Origin of the sequence: Empedobacter sp. R750 (genome assembly GCF_030324345.1) — a bacterium.
GTDB lineage: Bacteria > Bacteroidota > Bacteroidia > Flavobacteriales > Weeksellaceae > Empedobacter > Empedobacter falsenii_C.
This window is the reverse complement of sequence record NZ_JACAGF010000004.1, coordinates 92,123-115,621: the sequence shown is the minus strand read 5'-3', so window position 1 is coordinate 115,621 and position 23,499 is coordinate 92,123. Positions and strand designations below refer to the sequence as shown.

Sequence of the window (23,499 nt, the reverse complement as noted above, 5' to 3'; positions counted from 1 at the left end):
GATGATTGAAATTGAAAAATTATATAAAAAATATAAAAATTCGGATGTTTTTGCGTTAGAAGATTTTTCATTGACGATAAAACAGAACGAAATTCACGGTTTACTTGGTCCAAACGGAGCAGGGAAAACAACCTTGATGTCGATACTTTCTGGATTGATTAAACCAACTTCTGGTAATGTTGTGATTCAGAATTTAAATCAAAAAACGGATTTAAAACAGATTCAGAAAATTATTGGAATTGTTCCACAAGAATATGCGTTGTATCCAACGTTGACAGCGCGAGAAAATTTAGAATTTTTTGGAAAAATTTATAAAGTTCCTTCAAAAGAATTACACGAAAAGATTCAGCTTTTGACTGAAAAAGTAGGAATGAGTAAGTTTTTGGATAAAAAAATTGATTCTTTTTCGGGCGGAATGAAACGTCGTATTAATTTATTGGCAGGAATTCTTCATCAGCCAGAAATCCTCTTTTTAGATGAGCCAACCGTTGGTGTTGATATACAATCAAAAATTGCGTTATTGGATTATTTACAAGAATTGCATCAACAAGGAATGTCGATTGTTTACACTTCGCATCACATGGCAGAAGCCGAAGATTTTTGTACACAAGTTACGATTATGAATCAAGGAAAATCGATTGTAACAGCCGAACCGAAAGAATTAATCAAGCAAGTAAATGCATATAATTTGGAGGAAGCTTTTGTTAATCTAACTAAATTATCGTGATATGTTGAGTCAACTTTTAGCATGTATTAAGAAAGAAATTTTGTTGCTCATTCGCGATATTGGCGGATTGGTGATTCTTTTTATTATGCCTTTGATTTTGGTTATTACGGTGACTAAAATTCAGAAAAGTACCTACGATTCTTTTGCCGAAGCGAGTATTCCGGTGCTATTTATTGATCATGATCAAGATAGTATTTCCGCAATTGTTAAAAAACATATTTCTCATTCAGGAAATTTAAAAATCGTAACTGAATTAAATGGAAAAAAATTAACGGAAGATAAACTGAAATCCGAAGTTTTTAAAGGTAAATACCAAGTTGGAATTGTAATACCAGCGCGATTGTCAAAAGATTTGAATTATAAAATTAATCAAAATGTTGAGAAAATTTTGAACGAATTTGCTTTTGATAGCACGCAAGTGAAATATAATCAACAAGTCAATCCAAAAACGATTAAATTATACTTTGATCCCGCAACTTCGCTTGCTTTTAAAGAAAATGTATCGAATGTTTTGGATAAATTAATTACAGATACTGAGAATAAAAGTATTTATAAAGCATTTCAACAAGAAATGGGATCAAATGATTTAGGATTTCAAAATGAGAAGTTTATTCATTTTCAAGAGATTGTTCCTGAGGATTCTAAATCAGTTTTGAAACCAAATGTTACACAACATAATGTGCCAGCATGGACATTATTTGCGATATTTTTTATCGTAGTGCCGCTGTCAATCAATATTGTAAAAGAGAAAAGTTTAGGCACACATATTCGATTATTAACAAGTCCAATGCCTTATTCTGTTCAAATTATCGGAAAAACCATCACGTATTTAATCATAAGTTTACTACAATTTACTATGATTTTATGTGTCGCTAAATTAGTTTTTCCATTGATTGATTTACCAGGTTTCAAAACGGATGGTATATTATTTTCGATTTACGGATTAACTGTATTCGCTTCTTTAGCAGCAATTGGATTAGGACTTTTAATTGGTACAATTGCGAAAACCCAAGAACAATCTGCACCTTTCGGAGCGACTTTGGTCGTGATTTTAGCTGCAATAGGCGGTGTTTGGATTCCAGTTTTTGCGATGTCAGATTTTATGCAACATTTCGCGAAAATATCACCGATGAATTGGGCACTTGATGGCTATTATAGTTTAATCCTGCGAAATCAATCTTTTCTTCAGATTGTTCCGAATATTATTTTGTTAACTTTGTTCTATATTATTACCTTGTTTGCCGCTATATATTATGATAAGTTCAGAAGAGAAGATTAAAACATTAGTACATAATTCTAATTTCGCAGTACGATTCAATGAAACCGATCCGTTGGGAATTGTGTGGCATGGGAATTACATCACGTATTTTGAAGATGGAAGGGAAGCTTTTGGACGTCATTTTGGGATTAGTTATTTGGATATTCAGAAAAGTGGATTTGTAACACCAATTATTAAGTCGGTTTGTGAACACAAATTTCCGTTGAAATATGGTGATATATGTAGAATAGAAACGACTTTTGAAGATACTTTGGCGGCTAAAATGATATACAAATTCAAAATTTTTAATCAAGATGAAAAGTTAGTTTGTATTGGAGAAACGATTCAAGTTTTTTTAGACAACGAAGGAGATTTAATGTTAACATTACCACCATTTTTTGAAGAATGGAAGAAAAAAGTAGGATTGTTGTAATGGAAAAAGTTTACATTAATTGTGCGAATATTTTAACGCCTTTCGGAAATTCTATTCAAGCGAATTGGAATGAATTAGTAAAAGGAAATTCTGCTGTTTTTAAAATTGATTCTTTTGGACATTTAAAGAATTTTTATGCTGGAAAAATTGATGATGAAATTTTCTTAAATTTAAAAGAGCAAGTTAAAGGTAATCAGATTTATACTCGATTAGAAATAATTGGGATTTTAGCTTTTCAATCTATTATTGATAAATCCAAAATTTCACAACGAACTGCTTTTGTAATTTCAACAACAAAAGGTAATATTGATCAACTTTCTGATTCGTTAGAAAAAGCTTCAATTCCAAATTTTGCAAAGAAGATTGCAAACTATTTTGAGTTTAAAACAGAACCAATTATTGTTTCAAATGCTTGTGTTTCGGGAGTTTTAGCAGTTAATGTTGCAAAACGTTTCATCGAAATGGATGAATTTGATGATGCTTATGTTTTGGCTTTGGATGAATTGACAGATTTTGTTTTAACAGGTTTCAATTCTTTTCAGGCAATGGATTTTGAGTTGTGTAAACCATTTGACAAAGATAGAAAAGGTGTAAATTTAGGCGAAGCTGCGGCTTGTGTTTATCTTTCAAAAAATAAAGACGAAAATAGTTTTCTGATTTTAGGTGAAGCTTCAATCAACGATGCAAATCATATTTCTGGACCATCTCGAACGGGTGAAGGCTTGGTATCGAGTATAGAATCGGCAATGAAAGAGGCAAATATTTCATCAAATGAAATAGATTATATTTCGGCTCATGGAACGGCTACATTGTATAATGATGAAATGGAGGCAATTGCTTTTAATCGTTTACAATTGGAATCGATTCCGACAAATAGTTTGAAAGCTTTTTACGGACATACATTGGGAGCTTCTGGATTGTTAGAATTGATTATTTCGATGAAGCAAGCACAAGAAAATTTGCTTTTGAAAAGTCATAATTTCGATGAAATAGGAACATCAGTTCCATTAAATATTTTGAAAAAAAATCTTCAAAAAGAAGTCAATATTATTTTGAAAACTTCTTCTGGTTTTGGAGGAAGTAATGCAGTAATTATTCTAAAAAAAGTTCAAAATGACTAAAGTTGAGATTAAAAACGAACAAGTTTGGTTGAATGATGAACTTTATTTTGAAGATTCTTCAGGAGATTTTGGTATATTTTCGAAAAATTTCTTCAAATCTTTCCAGATTGATTATCCAAAATTTTATAAAATGGATCATCAGAGTAAATTAGCTTTTTTAGCTGCCGAAATTTTGTTGAAAGATGAAAATACATTGAACGAAAATCAAGATATTGCATTGGTTTTTGCGAATCGAAATTCGAGCTTAGAATCAGATTTGAAACATCAACAAAGTATTCAATCTGCTGATGAAATTTTTCCGAGTCCAGCAGTTTTTGTTTACACATTAGCAAATATTTGTTTGGGAGAAGTGAGTATTCGTCATCGATTGAAGACCGAAAATGCTTTTTTTATTTCGGAAAATTTCAATGAAGAACAATTAAAAAAGTATGCGAATTATTTAATTCAAAAAAATAAAACAAAGAAAGTTGTTTTGGCTTGGATAGATTATTTACAAGGTAATTACGAAGCAAAAATGTACTTAATAGATTAAAAACAATATTAGTTAACAATAAAAAATACTATGGAAAATTTAATTAACGATTTGAAAGTTAAAATCATTGAAATTTTAAATCTTGAAGATGTATCAGTAGAGGATATCAAAAATGATGATCCTTTATTTGGAGATGGTTTGGGATTAGATTCAATCGATGCTTTGGAGTTGATTGTTTTATTGGATAAAGAATATGGAATTAAAATTACAGATCCAAAAGAAGGAAAAACGATCTTTCAATCGGTAGAAGTAATGGCAGATTATATTGAAAAAAATAGAACAAAATAATGCATAAAAAAGTTGCAATAACAGGAATGGGAATTATTTCGGCAATTGGTAAAAATGTCGAAGAGAATTTCGATTCATTAATTCATCAAAAGCATGGCTTATCACGCCTCAAAAATTTTGATTCTATTCATAAAAACGAAATTTTTGTAGGAGAAATTAAATTATCGAACGATGAATTAGCAACTTTTTTAAATTTATCTCCGGATAATAATTTCTCTCGAACAGCGATGTTAGGACTAATTGCTGTGAAAGAAGCTCTGCAAAATGCAGGAATCGAAAACGTAAATGAAGTCAGAACTGGATTGATTTCTTCGACAAGTGTGGGAGGAATGGATAGGACAGAAAATTACTTTTTGGATTATGAAAATTTGCCTGAAAAACAGAAGTACATTTCGAGTCATGATGCTGGCGCTTCTTCCAATCAAATTGCAAATGAGATCGGTTTAAAAGGCTTTGTTTCAACAATTAGTACGGCTTGTTCTTCGGCTGCGAATGCGATTATGTATGGCGCGCGCTTGATTAATTCAGGAAAATTGGATCGAGTGATTGTTGGTGGAACGGATGCATTGTCAAAATTTACCATTAATGGATTCAAAAGTTTGATGATTCTGAGTGATGAATTTAATCAACCTTTTGATGAAAATCGAAAAGGTTTGAATCTTGGTGAAGCAGCTGCTTATTTGGTTTTAGAATCAGAAGAATCTATTCGAAAATCAAATAAAAAAGTCCTTGGTTATTTGATTGGAGCGGGAAATGCAAACGATGCATTTCATCAAACAGCTTCGTCTGAAAATGGAGAAGGAGCGTATTTGGCGATGAAAAAAGCATTTGAAACAGCAGCTATTCAACCAACCGAAATTGATTATATCAATGTTCATGGAACTGCAACAAACAATAATGATTTAACAGAAGGACGAGCTTTGAAGAGAATTTTCGGAGAAAATGTACCAAATTTCAGTTCTACGAAACCATTCACAGGTCATACATTGGCTGCTGCTGCGAGTGTAGAAGCAGTTTTTAGCTTGTTGAGTCTTCAACATAATCTTGTTTATCCAAATCTTAATTTTCAATCTCCGATTGAAGAGTTGAATATCTTTCCGATTACAAAATTGGAAAAGAAAGATATTGAATATGTGTTATCAAATTCGTTTGGTTTTGGAGGAAATTGTTCAACTTTAATTTTTTCTAAATCATGAAAGAAATATTTGTAAACGGACTAGGTTTTGTAAATGCGCAATGTATAGATGAAATTACAAATGATTTTCTTCCTTTAGAAACATCCATTACTAAGGCAAAATCTCCTTCTCTTAAGGATATGATTTCGCCAGCGATGAGTCGTAGAATGGCTTCTGGAGTTAAAATGGGAATTTATTCTTCACTAAAAGCATTGAATGAAGCAGGAATTCAACAACCAGAAGCGATAATTACAGGAACGGCTTTAGGTTGTTTGGTTGATTCCGAAAAGTTTTTGACGAATATTATTCAAAATAAAGAAGAGTTTTTAACACCAACGGCTTTTATTCAATCTACACATAATACGGTTGGCTCTCAAATTGCTCTGCATCTTGGTTGTAATGCGTATAATTTTACGTATACAAATGGTTTTAATTCCTTTGAAAATACGCTTTTAGATGGTTTTTTACAAGTAGAAAATCAAGAAGTAAATAACGTTTTGGTTGGTGGAATTGATGAAATTGGAGAAAGAACATATCAGTTGTTACAATTAATTGGTGAGATTGAATCAAAAGATAATCAAGGAATTAAATATAGTGAAGGCGCACATTTTTGTGTTTTATCTAATGAGAGAAATGAAAACTCTTATGCGAAAGTTTTAGATGTTTTTATTTTAAATCAATATGAAGATTTGTATTCCGAAATTCTAAAATTTATTCAATTGAATCATATGAATTTAACCGATGTTGATGCGATTATTTCTGGTGAAAATTTATTGAATATTAATGACTTAAATAAAATTGAGTTATTTGAATACAAAGATTTTATTGGAGAGTTTGGAACTTCTTCTGCTTTCGGATTTGTGTTAGGATGTGAATTGCTGAAAAATCAAACTTTACCAAATCAATTCAAAATGAATGATGTAAAAGCTGAAAGTTATAAAAACGTACTTTTGGTGAATGAGCATAAAGGCAAGGATTTAAGTTTAGTATTGCTTCAATCGATATGAAATTCAGAGTTGCTACAATCCTTTTTGTAATTATACTAATCTGCTTATCAATTGGTTGTTTTACAAAAGGTTTGTCTTTTTTTTATTTATTGAAACCTTTTTTTGTATGGTTAACATTGACGATTTTTGGTGCTTTTGAAATTCGATTTAACTATTTTTTGAAAGCTTATCATCGAGGAAATAATCATACAGAGAAAATAATTTCTCTAACTTTTGATGATGGACCTACAGAATTTACGCCAAGAATTTTATCTATATTAGAAAAAAATAATGCAAAAGCAACTTTTTTTTGCATTGGAAAACAAATCGAAAAGTATCCTGAAATTCTTCAAAAAACTCATCAGTCAGGGCATTTGATAGGAAATCATACATTTCATCATTCTTCTAAAAATGGATTTTATTCTGCTGAAAAAATTGTTGAAGAAATTGTTTCTACCAATCAACTTATTAAAGAAAAAATAAACGTTACAACTAAAATTTTTAGACCACCTTTTGGTGTAACGAATCCACATATAGCAAAGGCTTTAAATAAAACTCAACATAATGTAATTGGTTGGAGCATTCGTTCTTTGGATACAGTTATCAATGATGAAAAAAAATTATTGAATCGAATTACTGGTCAAATAAAGCCTGGTTCGATTATTTTGATGCATGATACTTCGGACAAAACGGCGAATGTTTTAGAGCAATTATTCGTATTTTTACAAAAGGAAAATTATAAAGTAGTTCCGTTAAATGAACTCTTGAAAATTGATGTATATGAAAACTAAAATCTTCATTTTATTTACTTTTTTTCACTTGACAATATTTGCGCAAGAAAGTAAAATGAGTAATGTTGAAATTGAAAATTTCAAAAAAGATATTATAGCTGATTCTAAGAAAATACAGACGTTGACGGCTGATTTTACGCAATATAAAGTAATGAGTTTCTTGGATAAACCAATTGTTTCGAAAGGAAAATTGTACTTGCAAAATCCGAAAGCGATGCGTTGGAATTATACTCAACCAATTGATTATAATGTGATTTTTAACAATGGAAAAATCTATATTAATGATGAAGGAAAAAAATCGAGTGTAGATTTACAAGGAAATAAAAAATTTGAAAAATTAAATCAATTAATCGTAGGAAGTGTAAGTGGAAATTTGTTTGATACAAACGATTTTGTAATAACTTATGTAAAAACAGATAAATCTCGAATTGCGAAATTACAACCAAAAATAAAGGATGTAAAAAAGTACATTAAAGAAATTCAGTTGACGTTTTATTCAGGTCAATCGACAGTTACGGAAGTCAAATTAATTGAACCTTCGGATGATTACACAAAAATTTTATTTACCAACAAATCTTTAAATAAAACAATAAATGCGTCTGTTTTTAATCCTTAGTTTTTTCATTTTAACCTCTTGTGGAACGACTTACAAAATTGCTGATATACAAGAACAACAAAAGGATGAAAGAGAGTTTTTGAATCCATATTTTAGTTCAATTGATAAAGAATATAGTTACCGTTTCAAGATTACGTTCATGAAAAAGGAAATGAAAGGTAATTTTGTTGTGAAAAAATTGGGTTACAACTCGCATCGTGTGGTGATGACGTCTGATTTTGGGAATACGTTATTCGATTTGTCAGTCACGGACCACGATTATACATTGAATTATGCGATGCCAGATTTGAATAAAAAAGTGGTTGTAAAAACTCTTGCAGAAGATTTACAAGCTATTTTTAAAAATGATTTTCCAGTTGATGAGTGTATAAAAACGACAAATCAAACGATTTTAAAATCAAAAGAAGTGAGTTTAATTTTTGCTAAGAAAGAATCAAATTATTTCAATGAATTGGTTCATTTAAAGAATAATAAAATAAAAACAATTAACCAATTTTCGACAGATTTAACAGATTTTCCAAAACAGATTTCAATTAAACATAATCACTTCAATTTAAGTATTACACTTACAAAAGTAAATATACAATTAGAGGAAGAGTAAACTAACGTACAAATCATCTTTTTTTAGATTATATTTGTAATTCAAAACTATTACAAATGCTTATTCCTAATCTATATACCATTAAAAATACTGAGAAAATTGATGAAAATAATTTTAAAGTTCAAATTGAATTGAATCCAAATCATCAAGTTTTCGAAGGTCATTTTCCAAATAATCCAATTACACCTGGTGTTTGCATGATGCAGATTATAAAGGAAGTAACAGAAGGTTTTGTTTTAAAAGATTTGTTTTTGTCCAAAGTTTCGAATGTGAAATTTATGGCGACAATAAATCCGTTTATCAATCCTATTTTGGATTTGAGTTTGAATGTTGTTTGTGAAAATAATGAAGTGAAAGTGAAAAATTCTTCATTTTTTGAAACGACAAATGCGTTGAAATTTAGTGCAATTTATAAAGTTCTGGATTAATGAAAACTCTATTATCTATCTTTTTATCGGCTTCATTTTTTTTTGGATTAACTTTATCCGAATTGAGAACAGATTTTGAAAACGCTTCGAAATCATCAAATAATGTATCTATTTTGTATAATAAATTAGATGATTATTCAGGTGATAATCAAACAATTATTGCCTATAAAGGAGCGTCTAAAATTCTGAAAGCAAGGTATATAAAAGATAAGGAAACGAAGAAACAATATTTTACAGATGGTGCAACTTTGATCAATAATTCGATAAAAAAAGACTCGAAAGATGTTGAAAATCGTTTAATTCGATTGATTGTGCAAGAGAATATTCCAAAATTTATCAAATACAATCAAAATATACAAGAAGATAAAACATTTATTGTCGAAAATTATAGTTCTGCGCCAAAAGAAGTAAAAACTTTGGTGAAATCTTACGCCAAAAAATACAATACTTTTACAGCGCAACAGCTGAAAAAACTAAATTAATCAATGGATTTTTCGATTATTCGACATAAAATAGACGAACAAAAAGTTTGTGTACTTATTCCGACTTACAACAATCATAAAACATTGAAGCGTGTGATTGATGGAGTTTTGGAGTACGCGAATCAAATTATAGTTATAAATGACGGATCGACGGATTCTACTTCCGAAATTTTAAAAGATTACCATAAACAGTTTATTGTAGTTGAACTTCCCGAAAACAAAGGAAAAGGAAATGCATTGCGTACTGGTTTCAAAACTGCGCGAGAAAAAGGCTACCATTATGCATTGACAATCGATTCGGATGGTCAACATTTTCCGCATGATATTCCAAATTTTATTACAGAATTAGAGCAAAAAAATAAGCCTGTTTTAATTATTGGAAGTCGTCAAATGGAGCAAGATGGCATTCCGAAGAAAAGTAGTTTTGGAAATAAGTTTTCTAATTTTTGGTTTTGGTTTGAGACAGGAATTAAGCTGAATGATACGCAATCTGGTTATCGTTTGTATCCGTTGAAATTTATTCCGAAAAAGTTTTGGACAAATAAATTTGAATTTGAAATTGAAATCATTGTGCGAACAGCTTGGAAAGGAATTGAGGTGACGAATATTCCAATTGATATTTTGTACGATCCAAACGAACGCGTATCTCATTTTCGTCCATTTCAAGATTTTACACGAATTAGTATTTTGAATACTTTTCTGGTTTTTTTGACGATTTTTTACATTAAACCTCGTAATTTTTTCTTCAGTTTCAAAAAAAAAAATATTCGAACATTCATTAAAGAGGATATCTTAGGAAGTAATGATAGTAATAAAGTAAAAGCGCTTTCAATTGCTTTGGGGATTTTCCTTGGAATTGCACCATTTTGGGGCTTTCAAACTTTTTTATCCATTTTTTTAGCATCAATGTTTCGCCTAAATAAAGTGATCAGTTTCTTTTGTTCCAATATTAGTATTCCGCCAATGATTCCGATAATTATTTATCTTTCTTTGTTGACAGGTGGATTTATTTTGCAGGACAATTTTCATTTAGATTTGAGTTTAGTTTCTTTCGAAATTATTAAAAAAAATCTGCTTCGTTATATTGTCGGAAGCCTAGTTTTAGCAACTTTTTGTAGTATTGTTAGTGGAATTGTAAGTTATTTTTTGTTAACTTATTTCAGTCAAAAGAAGGTTAAGAATGCATAAATTTTTCTATAACATATTTTTACAAATCAAAGCGAATAAATGGTTGAGTGTATTGTTTTTTATTCTCTTTTTAGTTGCTTGTGCATTTTTTGCAAATCGACTAAAATTTGAAGAAGATATTACGCGAATCATTCCGAAAGATGAGAAAAATGATGCAATGGCAAAGGTTATTGCTCAATTAAAATTTACGGATAAAGTTGCGGTGATTATCGAAAAAGATAAAGCTGGAACGCTTGATGATATGACGGCACAGGCAACTGATTTTTTAGATAGTATTCAACCGTTAAATAACTATTATAATGATATTCAGGGGCAATATGATTTAGATAATTTTGCTTCTACTTTTGATTTTGTTCATCAAAATTTACCGCTTTTTTTAGAGAAAGAAGATTATAAAACGTTAGAGCAAAAATTGTCTAAAGATTCGATAGCTTCTATTGTTGAAAGTAATTACAAAAGCTTAATTACGCCGACTGGAATAGTTTCGAAAGAGTTTATGTTGAAAGATCCGCTTGGATTGACTTTTGTTGCGTTAAATCGTTTAAAAGAAAAGAATTTGACGGATGATTTCGAGGTTTACAATGGATTTATTGTAACGAAAGATCATTCGAAATTATTTCTTTTTATCAATCCTAAATTTTCAGGAAGTGAAACAGAACATAATACCGAATTTGTCAATCGATTAGAGGAAATTCAACAGCATTTAAATCCTGAATATAGCGGAAAATCAACATTAAGTTATTTCGGTTCAAGTTTTATTGCGGTAGCAAATGCAGAGCAAATTAAACAAGATATTATTACAACTGTTTTGATTTCGATGATTACATTAATGGTCATTTTAATTGTATTTTATCGAAAAATTTACATTCCGATAATTATTTTTATTCCTTCCGTTTTTGGTTTTTTCTTTGCTTTGGCACTTTTGTATTTTATTCAAGGTACAATTTCTGCAATTTCTTTGAGTATTGGAGCAGTTTTATTAGGAATAACGATTGATTATTCGTTGCATATCATGACGCATTATAAGCACAATAGCGATTCTAAAACATTGTTTAAGGAGATTACAAAACCGCTTATCATGAGCTGTACAACTACAGCGATTGCATTTTTGTGTTTACTTTTTGTGAAATCGGATGTGTTGAAAGATTTAGGAATTTTTGCTGGAATAACAGTTATTGTTTCTGGTGTTTTTTCTTTATTGATTATTCCACATTTGTATCATCCGAAAGAAGATGCTGTTGAAAATAATTCTTCAATAATAGAGAAGTTAGCGTTCTTTTCATTTCATAATAACAAGATATTGATTGGTGCTTGTGTTCTTTTGATTATAGTGAGTTGTTTTACGTTTAATAATGTCAATTTTGACAAAGATTTATCTAAATTAAATTACGTTCCAACCGATCAAAAAATAGCGGAACAAAAGTTAGAGACTTCGTCTAATTCTATCTCAAAATCGTTGTATGTAGTTAATTATGGAAATAATGTAGAAGATGTTTTAAATCAAAATATTGCGTTAACAAATAAGCTTGAGCAAGCAGAAAATAAGGATGAGATTTTAAGTTATAATTCGATTCAATCATTGGTTTTACCAACTTCTGTTCAACAAGAAAAAATAAAAGATTGGGAAAATTTCTGGAATTTAGAAAAAGTGAATTTTGTAAAGAATGAATTTATCAAGGATGGAAAAAAATATGGTTTCAAAGAAGAAATTTATAATCAATTTTTCTCAATTTTTGATAAAGCATATCAACCTTTAAAATTAGAAGATTATCGCGCGTTTAATCCATCGCTTTTTGAAGAATTTGTTTCGCAAAAAAATGGTTTTTATACGATTTCTACTTTAGTCAAATTAAAGGAAGAAAGCCGAGAAAATTTCATCAAACAATATCATAATAAAGAAACAATTGTAATTGATCGCAAACAGTTAAACGAAAACTTTTTAGGAAATTTAGTTACTGATTTTAATAACCTTGTCAATTATTCGTTTATTGCTGTTTTATTAATATTGTGGTATTTCTTTCGACGTATAGAATTGGTTATTATTAGCGCGATTCCTATCGCATTATCAGGTTTGGTTACAGCTGGATTGATGGGACTTTTTGATATCAAATTCAATATTTTCAGTAGTATTGTTTGTACGTTGGTTTTTGGTCATGGTGTCGATTTTAGTATTTTTATGACGAGTGCTTTACAAAAAGAATATACGACTGGAAAAGATGAAATGCCTACTTATCGAACTTCGATTTTGTTAGCAGTTATCACGACAATTTTAGCAATTGGAGCGTTAATTTTTGCCAAACATCCAGCGTTGAAATCAATTGCATCAGTTTCTTTGGTTGGAGTAGTTGCAGCATTAGTGATTACGTTTATTTTCTACCCAATTTTATTTCGATTTTTTATTTCGAATCGTCCTAAAATAGGTAAATCTCCAATGACATTGTGGTTGGCAATTCAAAGTGGGATTTTCTTCATTTATTTTGGATTATTTGGTACAATAACGTCTTTAATTCTTCGATTTTTGATGCTTATTTTACCAATCACGAAAGAAAAAAAATATGGACTTTTTGGTTGGGGAATGTCAACTTTTATGAAATCTGTGTTGATGTTAAAACCAACGGTTGTCAAGAAAATTATTAATCCAAATCAAGAAGATTTTAAGAAACAGTCAATCATAATCGCGAATCACACTTCGTTTTTGGATACGTTGGCGATTGGAATGTGTACGCCTAAAATTGTGTTCTTAGTGAACGATTGGGTTTACAAATCGCCAATTTTTGGTCGTGCCGTGAAAATGGCTGGTTTTTATCCTGTTTCAAATGGTGTTGAAAATAATATTGAAGAGATTAAAACTCGAATTGGGAATGAGTTTTCGTTAATGATTTTCCCTGAAGGAACGCGTTCTCGAACGAATAATATAAATCGTTTTCACAAAGGTGCATTTTATTTGGCGGAGAAATTACAACTTGATATTTTACCAATTTATATTCATGGGAATTCTGAAATTATTCCAAAAGGAGAATTTTTAATTTTTGATGGACATATTTATTCAATAATAGGTAAAAGAATTGCTTGGAATGATGAAAATTGTGGTTTGAATTATTCGGAGCGAACGAAAAAAATCAGTAAAGAATTTAAAGCTAATTTTCAAGAAATTCGAAATCAATATGAAGATGAAAATTATTGGAAACAGAAATTATTTTTAAGTTTTTTATACAAAGAATCTGAAATTATTCAAGCTGTAAAAAAGGATTTTAAATTAAATAAATCTGTTTATCATCAATTAAATAATGCATTTACAAAAGATGAAAGAATTGTACATTTTTCGAATGATTTTGGACAAATTGATTTTTTATTGTTGATGCAACAATTCAACCGAAAAATAATAACGTTTGTAAAAGAGGAAGAAAAGCGAGAGGTTGCTGGAACAAATTATATTATAAAAATCCGTTCGTTAGAATATCGTCCTAACTTTGACGTTATAGATGAATATATGACGCTTTTAATTTCAACTGATATTGAAAATATTTATCAAGAAACAATAAATCAATTTGTGAAAATTGTTGTTTTAAAGAATAGAAATATTAACGAATCACTTTTTACAAGTTTTGCCCAACAAACCGAAACAAATGAATACACAGTTTACACAAAATAATTCTGAACCTCATTACGATGTAGTAGTGATTGGTAGTGGTTTAGGTGGACTTGTTTCTGCGCTTATTTTGGCAAAAGAAGGGAAAAAAGTTGTGGTGTTGGAAAAGAATAATCAGTTTGGAGGAAACTTACAAACTTTTGTTCGAAACAAGACAATTTTTGATACTGGTGTTCATTATATTGGAGGTTTAGATAAAGGAGAAAATTTGTATAACTATTTCAGTTATTTGAATATATCCGATAAATTGAAATTGCGTCAGTTGGATAAAAATGGTTTTGATATGATTTCGTTTGATGATGATTCTCAAGAATATCCAATTGCGCAAACATATCAGAATTTTGTAGAACAATTAGCTGTTTTTTTTCCTGAAGAGCGAGAAAATTTAATCCAATATAGCAAAAAATTAGAGGAAATTTGTTCTGCTTTTCCAATGTATAATTTGAATATTGGAACCTTTGCAGATGAAGAAGATTTTTTGTCGATTAATGCGAAAGAATATATTGATTCTGTTTTTACAGATGAGCGTTTGAAAGCGGTTTTGGTGGGAAATAATTTTCTTTATGTAGGGCAATCAGAGAAAACACCTTTGTATATTCATGCGCTTTCGGTTAACTCTTATATACATTCGGCTTGGCGATGTGTAAATGGAGGAAGTCAAATTGCAAAACTTTTGATCAAAGAATTGAAGAAATATGGCGGAGAAATTTATAAATATCAAGAAATAAAATCATTTGTTCAGAACGAAAATGAAGAAGTAATTGGTTGTGAAACAACAAAAGGAAAACGTTTCTTTGGCGATTTATTCATTTCGAATATTGACATTAAAAAAACAATAGACATGTTAGGAGAGCGTAAGTTTGGTAAACCATTTTCTCGACGTGTCAAAAGCTTGGAAGTAACGCCGTCTGCATTTACTATTTATATTGTTTTTAAGCCAAAAAGTTTTTCCTATATTAATCATAATATTTATCATTTTAACTCAATAAATGATGTGTGGGATAGTTACGATAAACCTACAAATGATTGGCCAAATACATACATTGCAACATTTAGTATGGATCAAAAAGATGAAGAATATTCAGAAAGTATGACGGTTATGACGTATATGACGTTTGATGAAGTACAAAAATGGGAAGAATCGTATAATGTTGAGACTAACGATAATTATGGGAAAAGAGGAGAGGAATATGAGGAATTTAAACGTCAGAAAACGGAATTAATCATTCGTAAATTAGAGAAAAAATTTCCTGATATTAGAGAAAAAATTTCTTCAATTCATACTTCTACGCCTTTATCTTATCGCGATTTTATTGGTTCTGAAAAAGGAAATATGTATGGGTATTTGAAAGATAGTAATCATCCGATGAAAACATTTATCTCGCCAAGATCTAAAGTGAAAAATGTGTTTTTTACTGGTCAAAATGTCCGTGTTCATGGAGTTTTGGGTGTGACGGTTGGTGCATTTGTAACTTGTTGCGAAATCCTTGGCGCTGACTATTTAATGAACAAAGTTCATCGTGAAATAAAACTAAATGCGAATGAATAAAACCATTTACTTTTTTACGTTTATTTTTTTTACGCTTATATCTTGTGGTGTTCGAAAAAGTTTAGAAAATCGTCCTGATTTGTCTACTTTTCAATCAAAACAATACAGTAGAAATGAAATCAATGATTCACTTTTTTACATTGATAATAATTTTTTAAAGAAAAATAAAACCCAGAATTGGGAACTTTTTGTTTCCGGAGATCCGTTAGAAATTGGTCAAAAAACAGGTGTTTTAACGAAAGAATTATATGCTTTTCAAGAGCAATCTTTTATGAATTTGATAACTGATTTTATTCCTTCTGAAAAGCGTAGAAAATTTCTTTTCAAAGTACTCAAATATTATAATCGAGATTTACATAAATATGTCAATAATGAATATAAAGCACAAATTTATGGACTTTCTGAGTCTGCAAATAGCCGCTACGATTCGTTAATAGACAAATATAACCGCAATCTTTTTTTGCATGGAGCGCACGATATAGGACATGCTATGCATGATTTGATGTTGGTTGGTTGTTCATCTTTGGCTGTTTGGGATAATAAATCTGAAGACGGAGGTTTATTGATTGGTCGGAATTTTGATTTTTATGCAAATGATGATTTTGCCAAGAATAAAATAATTTCGTTTGTCAAGCCAAATTCTGGTTATCCCTATATGTCGGTGACTTGGGGCGGAATGATTGGTGTTTCGTCTGGAATGAATTTGGAAGGGCTTACAGTAACGATAAATGCGGGAAAATCTTCTATCCCACTTAAAGCAAAAACGCCCATTTCTCTCGTTGCTTTAGAAGTTTTACAATATGCCTCAACGATTGATGAAGCGGTTGAAATAGCAAAAACTAAAAAGGTTTTCGTCTCTGAGAGTATGATGATTGGTAGTGCAAAAGATCATCGTGTGGTGTTGATAGAAATTTCTCCTAAAAAGTTTGGTGTTTATGAAGTTCAAAATCAACCTTATTTAGCTTGTACGAACCATTTTCAGAGTGATGTTTATTCGGATGATAAGCGAAATAATACGCAGAAAGAGGAAAGTCATTCGGTTTATCGTTTCGAAAAAATTGAAGAGCATCTTTCGAATGAAAATAAACTGAATCCAACTAAAATGATTGAATTGTTACGAGATACAAATGGTTTGAAAAATACCAAATTAGGTTACGGAAATGAAAAGGCTTTGAATCAATTATTGGCGCATCACGCAGTTGTTTTTCAACCAGATAAACGATTGGTTTGGGTTTCGTCAAATCCATATCAATTAGGCGAATTTACAGCTTATGATTTGAATAAAATTTTTAATGATTCTATTTCAAATTATACGTTAAATGTAGATAGTTTGAGAATTGAAAAAGATACGTTTGTCTTATCTGATGATTATTCTAATTATGAAAAATATCGTGAGCAAACGCATGAAATCAACAAGTTGATAAAAGAAAATAAGAAGATTGAGGAAACTTTTTTAACAAGTTATATTCAGAATAATCCTGATTTTTGGTTGGTTTATGACAAAGTTGGCGATTATTATTTTCAGCAGAAAGATTATCAACAAGCGAGTTTTTATTATAAATTAGCATTGACAAAGGAGGTGACTACAGTTCCTGATCGAAATAAAATTCAGAAAAAATTATCCAAATGTTCTCGAAAAATGCGTTAACATCCATAGAACTTCAATCTATAGAAGAGATTAAAGAATTTCAAAATCAGAAGCTTCAAGAACAGATTAAATATCTTGCGACGCATTCCAAATTTTATCAAGATTTATTCAAAAAACATCAAATTGATTGGCAATCTATTCAAACAACAGAAGATTTAAAATTAATTCCTGTTACAACGAAGAATGATTTGCAGCAATATAATTTTGATTTTTTGTGTGTTCCGCCAACTGAAATTATTGATTATTCCACAACTTCTGGAACGTTGGGTGATCCTGTAACATTTGGTTTGACGGATAAAGATTTGGATCGTTTGGCTACAAATGAAATGAATTCTTTTCAACGAATTGGTGTTCAAAAAGGTGATGTTGTACAATTGATGACAACGATTGATCGTCGTTTTATGGCTGGTTTGGCGTATTTTCTTGGTTTGAGAAAAATAGGTGCAGGGGTTATTCGTGTTGGCGCTGGAGTTCCGCAATTGCAATGGGATTCTATTTTAAAATATCAACCTAAATTTTTGGTTGCTGTTCCATCTTTTTTGCTAAAAATGTTAGATTACGCAGAAAAAAATAACATCGATTATCAAAATTCATCCGTAAAAGCGGTTTTGTGTATTGGTGAGTCGTTGCGTGATAAAGATTTGAATCCGTCTTTGTTGACGCAAAAAATAAATTCGAAATGGGATATTCAACTTTTTTCGACTTATGCTTCAACTGAGATGGGAACTGCGTTTACAGAATGTAATGAATCGGTAGGAGGACATCATCAGCCAGATTTGATTATCACAGAAATTTTAGACGAGAATAATGAAGTTGTAGAAGATGGCGAATTGGGTGAATTGACAATTACAACTTTAGGAATAGAAGGAATGCCTTTGTTGCGTTTTAAAACAGGTGATTTGTTACGAAAACATTCCGATAAATGTAAATGTGGAAGTAATTCGTATAGATTAGGACCAGTTGAAGGACGAAAACAACATATGATAAAGTACAAAGGGACAACTTTGTATCCGCCAGCTTTACATGATATTTTGAATCATTTTGATGAAATCAAATTACATTTAATCGAAATTTATTCGAATGAATTTGGTACAGATGAAATTTTAATTCGATTAGTTTCGACAGATGAAACCGATGATTTTTTAGCGAAAATAAAAGATTATTTCAGAGCAAAATTACGCGTAACGCCTTCTATTAAATTTGAAACTTTTGAAGAATTACAACCAATTGTTTTCAAACCAGAAAGTAGAAAACCAATTACGTTTGTTGATTATAGAGAAAGTTAAATAGATAAAATAAAAAAGTCCACTGAAAGCGGACTTTTTATTTGAAAATATTTTATTTTAAATAAGTGTCAGAATTTCTTGCAGGGCTTTTAACCTCTGGCCATTCTTGCTGTTTTCCATCTTTACCAGTAGGTAAAACACGACGCTCACGACTTACTAAATCTTTTTCTTGATCTGCCATCATAGTTAAAGTTGCACTCAAAATTGCATTTGTTTGTACTTCCTCAAAAACGATTTTATCATACGTATCTTTGTTTGTGTGCCAAGTATACGTACCGTAACCCCAATTTAACGAACTAAGTCCGAAAGCTGGCGCTCCTGCAGCGATAAAAGATGCATGATCCGAACCTCCACCACTTGGCATTCCAGGGAAATCTGTCTTGATTTCTTTCGTAATAAAATTAGGAACAGCTTGTAACCAACGCGTCATATATTCGTATGATTTTTCGTATCCAGAACCGTTGATGTTTACTACACGTCCAGTTCCATTATCTTGATTAAATACAGCTTGAGTGTTTTTAATAATTTCTGGATGATCTTCTACAAAAGCACGAGAACCATTCAATCCTTGTTCTTCACTTCCCCATAAACAAATCAAAATTGTACGTTTGTTATTTGGATATAATTTTTTGATTGTACGAATCGTTTCCATCATTGTGATAGTACCAGTTCCGTTGTCTGTCGCACCTTGCGCACCATCCCAAGAATCGAAGTGAGCAGAAAGAATAATGTACTCGTTTGGTTTTTCTTTTCCTTTAATTTCTCCAATAATATTGAATGTTTTCGCAACTCCATTGTGTTTAGATTGTGCATTAACAGTCAATTTCGGAGCAGTTCCATTTTCAGCTAAACGATATAACATTCCGTAATCTTCATTAGAAATATCTAACATTGGGATCGTTTTCGTTTTTGCACCAAAAATTCTATTTGCACCCATAATTCCTGTCCAATAAGAAATTGCAACTGCTGCAGCTCCATTTTTCTCAAAAACTTCTGGAAGTGTATTGTTGTTGTAACCTGTTACTTTGATAGAATTTGCCCAAGCTTCAGCTTCAGCTTTTCTTGTTTCAGTAACTTTTTTATACAAATCCTCTAAACCAAAATCTTTGTATTGATAATCAGAACGTCCATATGATTGGTTTTGAGACATCAAAACAACTTTTCCTTTTACAGAAGGTAACCACGCATCAAATTCGGCTTTTGTTTTGAAAACTGGCATTGCAATAGCATCTGCATTCACAGCTTTTTTAGTTGATGGTGACCATGCTAATTGCGTAGCTTCGATAGATTTTGCTCTTGGATACGTCATATCAACATGCGTTATTCCGCGCTCCCATGCTTTCCATGTTCCATAATCTTCACGGCGTGCATCAATTCCCCAAGATTTCAACGTTTTAATTGCCCATTCTCCTGCTTGATCCATTTGCGGAGTTCCTACTAAACGAGGTCCGATTCCATCTAATAATTCGTGCGAAATTTTCTTCAACTGCGAATTATTTTGAATTTCGGTTACAAAACTTTGTACAGTTGGATCTAATTTCTCTTGTGCTTGCGCATGCACTGCAATAGACGATAATACGATTGTAGAGTAGGTTAATGTGTTAATCAATTTCATAACTAAAGTAATTTCGTGTGATAAATTTTACAAATTAGGTCTAAAATAGAATATTTTGTGAAATAAAAAAAGACATCCGTAGATGTCTTTCATGTATTTGTGTTTTTTTGAAAATATAATATTGTTTTTTAATTATCTTTCATCTTAATGAATCGATTATTTTGCAGTACAAATATTTTATCAGGGTTATACGCATGACTCTTTTTTGATTCTTCATTTAATGGAAAAACCGTAATTGCTAAAACAGGAAAATCATTGAAACTAAATATTTGTAAATTAATATTTTTATACAAATATTCGTCCTGAGAAAAATTTGCATCAAGTAAATTGTAATAATTAATTAATTCGATATCGCTCATAATACTTTCGGTTAAATTTTCTGGATGATAACCAACAAATAATAAACCTCCCTGACCATGCAGCATTGCATAAATATTTTTTTCAATTTCTTTCGGACAATTCTTTTCTAAAAACTGAACATAATCAAAATCTTGATAATGAAAAAGATGATCGTAAAGACAATCTAGAATAAATTCGCGGTTCGAAATATTATTTATAAAAAATTGTCTTGTTGGGTTATTCCACAAAAAAGGTGTGTCTAAAATTTCAAAATGATTATCTTCAATATCAAAATTTGAGAATAGATATTTATTTAATTTTATTGCATCTATTTGTTCTTCAAAACCTAAGTTTTTCAGTAATTTATATTCGATTATTAAATGATTAAGTTGTTCAGAATAATTAATTTGTTCAAAATTTTTTAAAGAATAAATTTCATATTCGTTGTCTTTTTTTAAAGTATCGAAATCTTCATTTAAAACAAAAGACAAACTAATTCCGTAAGGAAAAATAGTTTCATTTGGAGTGATAAAAATAGCTTCTTGATTAACTAGTTTTAAACGTTTATAATTATTTTCGTTAGGAAAATTGATTTCAGTATTTATTCGATCAATTGCTTTTGGTTGAATGAAATTACTTTCGATTTGTAGTAAACCTTCATTTGAAATAATTTCGATGTAATTTTGAAGAAAACTAAAAGCATCCAACCTGTTTTTTAATCCATTATCCGAATTAAATTCAGTTATTTGAAATTCTTTTGAGCTTGTGCAAAAACGTGTTTTTACAACGTAAGTTATTGTAGATAAAATGTTTTTGTGCATAGTTGAATTTTAGTCTTTTGTAAATGTAAAAGATTAGTTTTTAATAATTTTCACTAAAAAGCACTTTTTTCTAAAAATTATTAAGTGTTTTTGTTAAGAACTTTTTCATTCCGTTTTCGATAAAATAGTTACTTTTTTGAACATTGTTTTTGAGGAAATGATAAAATTATAAATTTGATTTAAACAAAAATCCTCAACTCCGAAGAATTGAGGATTTAATAACCAACTAAAATTAACTATATCTATGAAATTTGTATGCTACGTTTTTCTTTTGGTAAAGCTTCTTCTTTTTTAGGTAAAACTAATTGTAAAATTCCGTTTACATAAGAAGCTTCTATTTTGTCTTCGTTTATGGTTTCTGGCAATGTAAATGCTCTTTTGAAACTTGAAAAATTAAATTCTCTTCTCGAAAATTTTTCATCTTTTACTTCTTCATTTTGTTTAAATTCTGATGAAATTTTCAAAATATTTTCATCAATTTCAATTGAAAAGTCTTCTTTGTTTAAACCTGGTGCAGCTAATAAAATCTCGAAACTATCTTCGTTTTCTTTGATATTTACTGCAGGAAATTGATTTTGAGAATTTACAAAAGTTTCAAATTTTGGACGCATTGCATTTTCAAATCCAAAAGGAAAATAATTTGCTCTGTTTTTTCTAACTGTATTCATGTCTTGTATGTTTAAATTTTTGATTTCATTGTTCATGCTTACTTCTTTTCAAATTACATGCAAAATGATTTTATCGGACAAAATGACTTGTTTTGTAATTTATTAAATGTCAAAAAGTCCGAATATTAAATTTAACGCATAAAAAATCCTGAAAAATTGACTTTTCAGGATTTGAATTTATTTTAGAATGATCTAAAAATCTATTTTATTTGAATACATCGTCTAAAACTTTTGCTAAACGAATTCCTCCTTTTAACAGTTGATCTTCGATGATAAATTTATTATCAAAATGGTAACGATAACCTAATTTATCGTCCATTTTTACTCCTGCATAGATATTGTTTGCAAGAATGTACGAACCATAAATCCAATCAGCATAAGTACCTTCTTTCATTGCTTTTTGACGTTCTTTTGACGCAATATCCAATAAATTAGAATATTCTGTGTACGAATAGTTTTCGTAATCTACCAATTTAGAATCCCAAACGGTGTGGATATTTACTTTATCACGGAACCATTCAACTTTGATACGATTTCCTCCCAAATCATCTGGACGACCAACGTGAAGTGGTTGATGTGCATCTCCAAGAATGTGAATCAAGAAATATAAATCGTGTTGTTTTTGCTCGATTGTAAGGTTTTTATTGTTTTTTAATTCATTCATTAAAAACAAACCTTTTTTGTACATGTTTTCATCTGAAGTTTGCTCTAAAGCAGCATCAAATTGTTGACGATTTAAATCTCCAGGAATGTTAACATAGTGATAAGAATCTGCATGTTTCCAAGAATCATCAGACTTGATAAAATCTGGCCAGTTTGCCCAATAAGCTAACTTTTGTGGACCAATAATTTTTGTAATTTCTTTACGAGTTTTCTTGCTAATGTGTTGTTCTGCAATCTGAGAAACCACTCGGTGACCTGTTAATCCCCAAGCTAAAGCACTTTCTGAAGCTAAAAATGCACCTAAAAGCATTGCACTTCCTATAATTTTTTTCATTGTGTGAGCTCGATTTTTGACAAAGGTAATAAAACTAATTCAAGTAGAATGAGTGATTTTTGAAGGTGATTTTTAAATGATAGTTAATAATTTTCAAAATAAAATAAGGCTCTTTTTCATCAAAAAAATATCGATTTTAAAAGATTCTTAAAAAACTTTTAAAAAATATTAATTCAACAACCTTGATAAACAGACCGATTGTTGTGTTTTTTATTTATAATACTAAAAATAATTCAGTACTTTGTTTTACATAATACTAAAACTTTTATATATATTTGTATAACAAAATAAAACAAGCCGT

Annotated in this window: 22 protein-coding genes; 18 read left to right on the top strand and 4 right to left on the bottom strand. The window is 30.1% G+C overall.

Features of this window, described 5'->3' with window-relative positions; all coding sequences use genetic code 11:
* Window position 1 precedes the first annotated feature (1 nt).
* The 18 genes from HXZ74_RS06065 to flxY are packed head-to-tail and all read left to right on the top strand — an operon-like array spanning window position 2 to window position 18,758.
* Window positions 2-727, top strand: a complete 726-nt coding sequence (locus HXZ74_RS06065) for an ABC transporter ATP-binding protein (RefSeq protein WP_286474339.1) — start codon at window positions 2-4, stop codon at window positions 725-727.
* 1 nt (window position 728) lies between these two features.
* Complete coding sequence (locus tag HXZ74_RS06060; protein WP_286474337.1) at window positions 729-2,006, top strand: ABC transporter permease; 1,278 nt, start codon at window positions 729-731, stop codon at window positions 2,004-2,006.
* Window positions 1,981-2,418 carry an acyl-CoA thioesterase gene (locus HXZ74_RS06055; RefSeq protein WP_038332275.1) on the top strand — a complete coding sequence of 146 codons (438 nt, stop codon included), beginning with the start codon at window positions 1,981-1,983 and terminating at the stop codon, window positions 2,416-2,418. The genes HXZ74_RS06060 and HXZ74_RS06055 overlap by 26 nt, the downstream gene beginning before the upstream one ends.
* The gene (locus HXZ74_RS06050; RefSeq protein WP_286474334.1) at window positions 2,418-3,539 is read left to right on the top strand and encodes a beta-ketoacyl-[acyl-carrier-protein] synthase family protein; all 1,122 of its coding nucleotides are present in this window, start codon (window positions 2,418-2,420) and stop codon (window positions 3,537-3,539) included. The genes HXZ74_RS06055 and HXZ74_RS06050 overlap by 1 nt, the downstream gene beginning before the upstream one ends.
* Window positions 3,532-4,071: a 3-oxoacyl-ACP synthase gene (locus tag HXZ74_RS06045; RefSeq protein ID WP_286474332.1), complete on the top strand. Its 540-nt coding sequence runs from the start codon at window positions 3,532-3,534 to the stop codon at window positions 4,069-4,071. The genes HXZ74_RS06050 and HXZ74_RS06045 overlap by 8 nt, the downstream gene beginning before the upstream one ends.
* Before the next feature lie 30 nt (window positions 4,072-4,101).
* On the top strand, window positions 4,102-4,359 hold the full coding sequence (locus tag HXZ74_RS06040; protein WP_019975316.1) for a phosphopantetheine-binding protein: 258 nt from the start codon (window positions 4,102-4,104) through the stop codon (window positions 4,357-4,359).
* The gene (locus tag HXZ74_RS06035; RefSeq protein ID WP_286474330.1) at window positions 4,359-5,555 is read left to right on the top strand and encodes a beta-ketoacyl-[acyl-carrier-protein] synthase family protein; all 1,197 of its coding nucleotides are present in this window, start codon (window positions 4,359-4,361) and stop codon (window positions 5,553-5,555) included. The genes HXZ74_RS06040 and HXZ74_RS06035 overlap by 1 nt, the downstream gene beginning before the upstream one ends.
* A complete protein-coding gene (locus HXZ74_RS06030) occupies window positions 5,552-6,541 on the top strand; it encodes a beta-ketoacyl synthase chain length factor (protein WP_286474328.1) in 990 nt (329 codons plus the stop codon). Before HXZ74_RS06035 ends, HXZ74_RS06030 begins: the two co-directional genes overlap by 4 nt.
* Window positions 6,538-7,311 (top strand): polysaccharide deacetylase family protein, encoded by a 774-nt coding sequence (locus HXZ74_RS06025; protein WP_286474326.1) that lies wholly within the window; start codon window positions 6,538-6,540, stop codon window positions 7,309-7,311. Before HXZ74_RS06030 ends, HXZ74_RS06025 begins: the two co-directional genes overlap by 4 nt.
* Window positions 7,301-7,927, top strand: coding sequence for a flexirubin biosynthesis/transport protein LolA2 (gene lolA2, locus HXZ74_RS06020; RefSeq protein ID WP_375730943.1), 627 nt, complete (start codon window positions 7,301-7,303; stop codon window positions 7,925-7,927). Before HXZ74_RS06025 ends, lolA2 begins: the two co-directional genes overlap by 11 nt.
* Window positions 7,905-8,528 carry a flexirubin biosynthesis protein LolB2 gene (lolB2, locus tag HXZ74_RS06015; protein ID WP_114999676.1) on the top strand — a complete coding sequence of 208 codons (624 nt, stop codon included), beginning with the start codon at window positions 7,905-7,907 and terminating at the stop codon, window positions 8,526-8,528. The genes lolA2 and lolB2 overlap by 23 nt, the downstream gene beginning before the upstream one ends.
* A 56-nt stretch (window positions 8,529-8,584) precedes the next feature.
* The gene (locus HXZ74_RS06010; protein WP_280061656.1) at window positions 8,585-8,956 is read left to right on the top strand and encodes an ApeI family dehydratase; all 372 of its coding nucleotides are present in this window, start codon (window positions 8,585-8,587) and stop codon (window positions 8,954-8,956) included.
* Window positions 8,956-9,438 (top strand): hypothetical protein, encoded by a 483-nt coding sequence (locus tag HXZ74_RS06005; protein WP_280061657.1) that lies wholly within the window; start codon window positions 8,956-8,958, stop codon window positions 9,436-9,438. The genes HXZ74_RS06010 and HXZ74_RS06005 overlap by 1 nt, the downstream gene beginning before the upstream one ends.
* Window positions 9,439-9,441: 3 nt before the next feature.
* Window positions 9,442-10,626 carry a DUF2062 domain-containing protein gene (locus tag HXZ74_RS06000; protein WP_286474324.1) on the top strand — a complete coding sequence of 395 codons (1,185 nt, stop codon included), beginning with the start codon at window positions 9,442-9,444 and terminating at the stop codon, window positions 10,624-10,626.
* Window positions 10,619-14,278, top strand: coding sequence for an MMPL family transporter (locus HXZ74_RS05995; protein WP_286474322.1), 3,660 nt, complete (start codon window positions 10,619-10,621; stop codon window positions 14,276-14,278). The genes HXZ74_RS06000 and HXZ74_RS05995 overlap by 8 nt, the downstream gene beginning before the upstream one ends.
* Window positions 14,253-15,824: a phytoene desaturase family protein gene (locus HXZ74_RS05990; RefSeq protein WP_286474319.1), complete on the top strand. Its 1,572-nt coding sequence runs from the start codon at window positions 14,253-14,255 to the stop codon at window positions 15,822-15,824. The genes HXZ74_RS05995 and HXZ74_RS05990 overlap by 26 nt, the downstream gene beginning before the upstream one ends.
* The gene (locus HXZ74_RS05985; RefSeq protein WP_286474316.1) at window positions 15,811-17,472 is read left to right on the top strand and encodes a C45 family autoproteolytic acyltransferase/hydrolase; all 1,662 of its coding nucleotides are present in this window, start codon (window positions 15,811-15,813) and stop codon (window positions 17,470-17,472) included. The genes HXZ74_RS05990 and HXZ74_RS05985 overlap by 14 nt, the downstream gene beginning before the upstream one ends.
* Window positions 17,451-18,758 carry a flexirubin biosynthesis putative acyl-CoA ligase FlxY gene (gene flxY, locus HXZ74_RS05980; protein ID WP_286474313.1) on the top strand — a complete coding sequence of 436 codons (1,308 nt, stop codon included), beginning with the start codon at window positions 17,451-17,453 and terminating at the stop codon, window positions 18,756-18,758. Before HXZ74_RS05985 ends, flxY begins: the two co-directional genes overlap by 22 nt.
* 52 nt (window positions 18,759-18,810) lie before the next feature.
* Here the strand turns inward: flxY and HXZ74_RS05975 are convergent, their stop codons facing one another.
* From HXZ74_RS05975 to HXZ74_RS05960, 4 genes are all read right to left on the bottom strand, one after another.
* A complete protein-coding gene (locus tag HXZ74_RS05975) occupies window positions 18,811-20,373 on the bottom strand; it encodes a M20/M25/M40 family metallo-hydrolase (RefSeq protein ID WP_114999691.1) in 1,563 nt (520 codons plus the stop codon).
* Between the two features lie 128 nt (window positions 20,374-20,501).
* On the bottom strand, window positions 20,502-21,533 hold the full coding sequence (locus HXZ74_RS05970; RefSeq protein WP_286474310.1) for a hypothetical protein: 1,032 nt from the start codon (window positions 21,531-21,533) through the stop codon (window positions 20,502-20,504).
* A gap of 242 nt (window positions 21,534-21,775) precedes the next feature.
* On the bottom strand, window positions 21,776-22,201 hold the full coding sequence (locus tag HXZ74_RS05965) for an Hsp20/alpha crystallin family protein (protein WP_280045364.1): 426 nt from the start codon (window positions 22,199-22,201) through the stop codon (window positions 21,776-21,778).
* Between the two features lie 205 nt (window positions 22,202-22,406).
* A complete protein-coding gene (locus HXZ74_RS05960) occupies window positions 22,407-23,198 on the bottom strand; it encodes a S1/P1 nuclease (protein WP_038332246.1) in 792 nt (263 codons plus the stop codon).
* Between the last annotated feature and the right edge of the window lie 301 nt (window positions 23,199-23,499).

What these genes read in the sequence shown, in the direction of transcription:
- HXZ74_RS05960 (WP_038332246.1), bottom strand. Translation starts at nt 23,198, where the DNA reads ATGAAAAAAATTATAGGAAGTGCAATGCTTTTAGGTGCATTTTTAGCT.
- HXZ74_RS06055 (WP_038332275.1), top strand. Translation starts at nt 1,981, where the DNA reads ATGATAAGTTCAGAAGAGAAGATTAAAACATTAGTACATAATTCTAAT.
- HXZ74_RS05985 (WP_286474316.1), top strand. Translation starts at nt 15,811, where the DNA reads ATGCGAATGAATAAAACCATTTACTTTTTTACGTTTATTTTTTTTACG.
- HXZ74_RS05975 (WP_114999691.1), bottom strand. Translation starts at nt 20,373, where the DNA reads ATGAAATTGATTAACACATTAACCTACTCTACAATCGTATTATCGTCT.
- HXZ74_RS06010 (WP_280061656.1), top strand. Translation starts at nt 8,585, where the DNA reads ATGCTTATTCCTAATCTATATACCATTAAAAATACTGAGAAAATTGAT.
- HXZ74_RS06005 (WP_280061657.1), top strand. Translation starts at nt 8,956, where the DNA reads ATGAAAACTCTATTATCTATCTTTTTATCGGCTTCATTTTTTTTTGGA.
- HXZ74_RS06045 (WP_286474332.1), top strand. Translation starts at nt 3,532, where the DNA reads ATGACTAAAGTTGAGATTAAAAACGAACAAGTTTGGTTGAATGATGAA.
- HXZ74_RS05990 (WP_286474319.1), top strand. Translation starts at nt 14,253, where the DNA reads ATGAATACACAGTTTACACAAAATAATTCTGAACCTCATTACGATGTA.
- HXZ74_RS06035 (WP_286474330.1), top strand. Translation starts at nt 4,359, where the DNA reads ATGCATAAAAAAGTTGCAATAACAGGAATGGGAATTATTTCGGCAATT.
- HXZ74_RS05965 (WP_280045364.1), bottom strand. Translation starts at nt 22,201, where the DNA reads ATGAATACAGTTAGAAAAAACAGAGCAAATTATTTTCCTTTTGGATTT.
- HXZ74_RS06040 (WP_019975316.1), top strand. Translation starts at nt 4,102, where the DNA reads ATGGAAAATTTAATTAACGATTTGAAAGTTAAAATCATTGAAATTTTA.
- flxY (WP_286474313.1), top strand. Translation starts at nt 17,451, where the DNA reads ATGTTCTCGAAAAATGCGTTAACATCCATAGAACTTCAATCTATAGAA.
- HXZ74_RS05995 (WP_286474322.1), top strand. Translation starts at nt 10,619, where the DNA reads ATGCATAAATTTTTCTATAACATATTTTTACAAATCAAAGCGAATAAA.
- HXZ74_RS06065 (WP_286474339.1), top strand. Translation starts at nt 2, where the DNA reads ATGATTGAAATTGAAAAATTATATAAAAAATATAAAAATTCGGATGTT.
- HXZ74_RS06030 (WP_286474328.1), top strand. Translation starts at nt 5,552, where the DNA reads ATGAAAGAAATATTTGTAAACGGACTAGGTTTTGTAAATGCGCAATGT.
- HXZ74_RS06025 (WP_286474326.1), top strand. Translation starts at nt 6,538, where the DNA reads ATGAAATTCAGAGTTGCTACAATCCTTTTTGTAATTATACTAATCTGC.
- HXZ74_RS06060 (WP_286474337.1), top strand. Translation starts at nt 729, where the DNA reads ATGTTGAGTCAACTTTTAGCATGTATTAAGAAAGAAATTTTGTTGCTC.
- lolB2 (WP_114999676.1), top strand. Translation starts at nt 7,905, where the DNA reads ATGCGTCTGTTTTTAATCCTTAGTTTTTTCATTTTAACCTCTTGTGGA.
- lolA2 (WP_375730943.1), top strand. Translation starts at nt 7,301, where the DNA reads ATGAAAACTAAAATCTTCATTTTATTTACTTTTTTTCACTTGACAATA.
- HXZ74_RS06050 (WP_286474334.1), top strand. Translation starts at nt 2,418, where the DNA reads ATGGAAAAAGTTTACATTAATTGTGCGAATATTTTAACGCCTTTCGGA.
- HXZ74_RS06000 (WP_286474324.1), top strand. Translation starts at nt 9,442, where the DNA reads ATGGATTTTTCGATTATTCGACATAAAATAGACGAACAAAAAGTTTGT.
- HXZ74_RS05970 (WP_286474310.1), bottom strand. Translation starts at nt 21,533, where the DNA reads ATGCACAAAAACATTTTATCTACAATAACTTACGTTGTAAAAACACGT.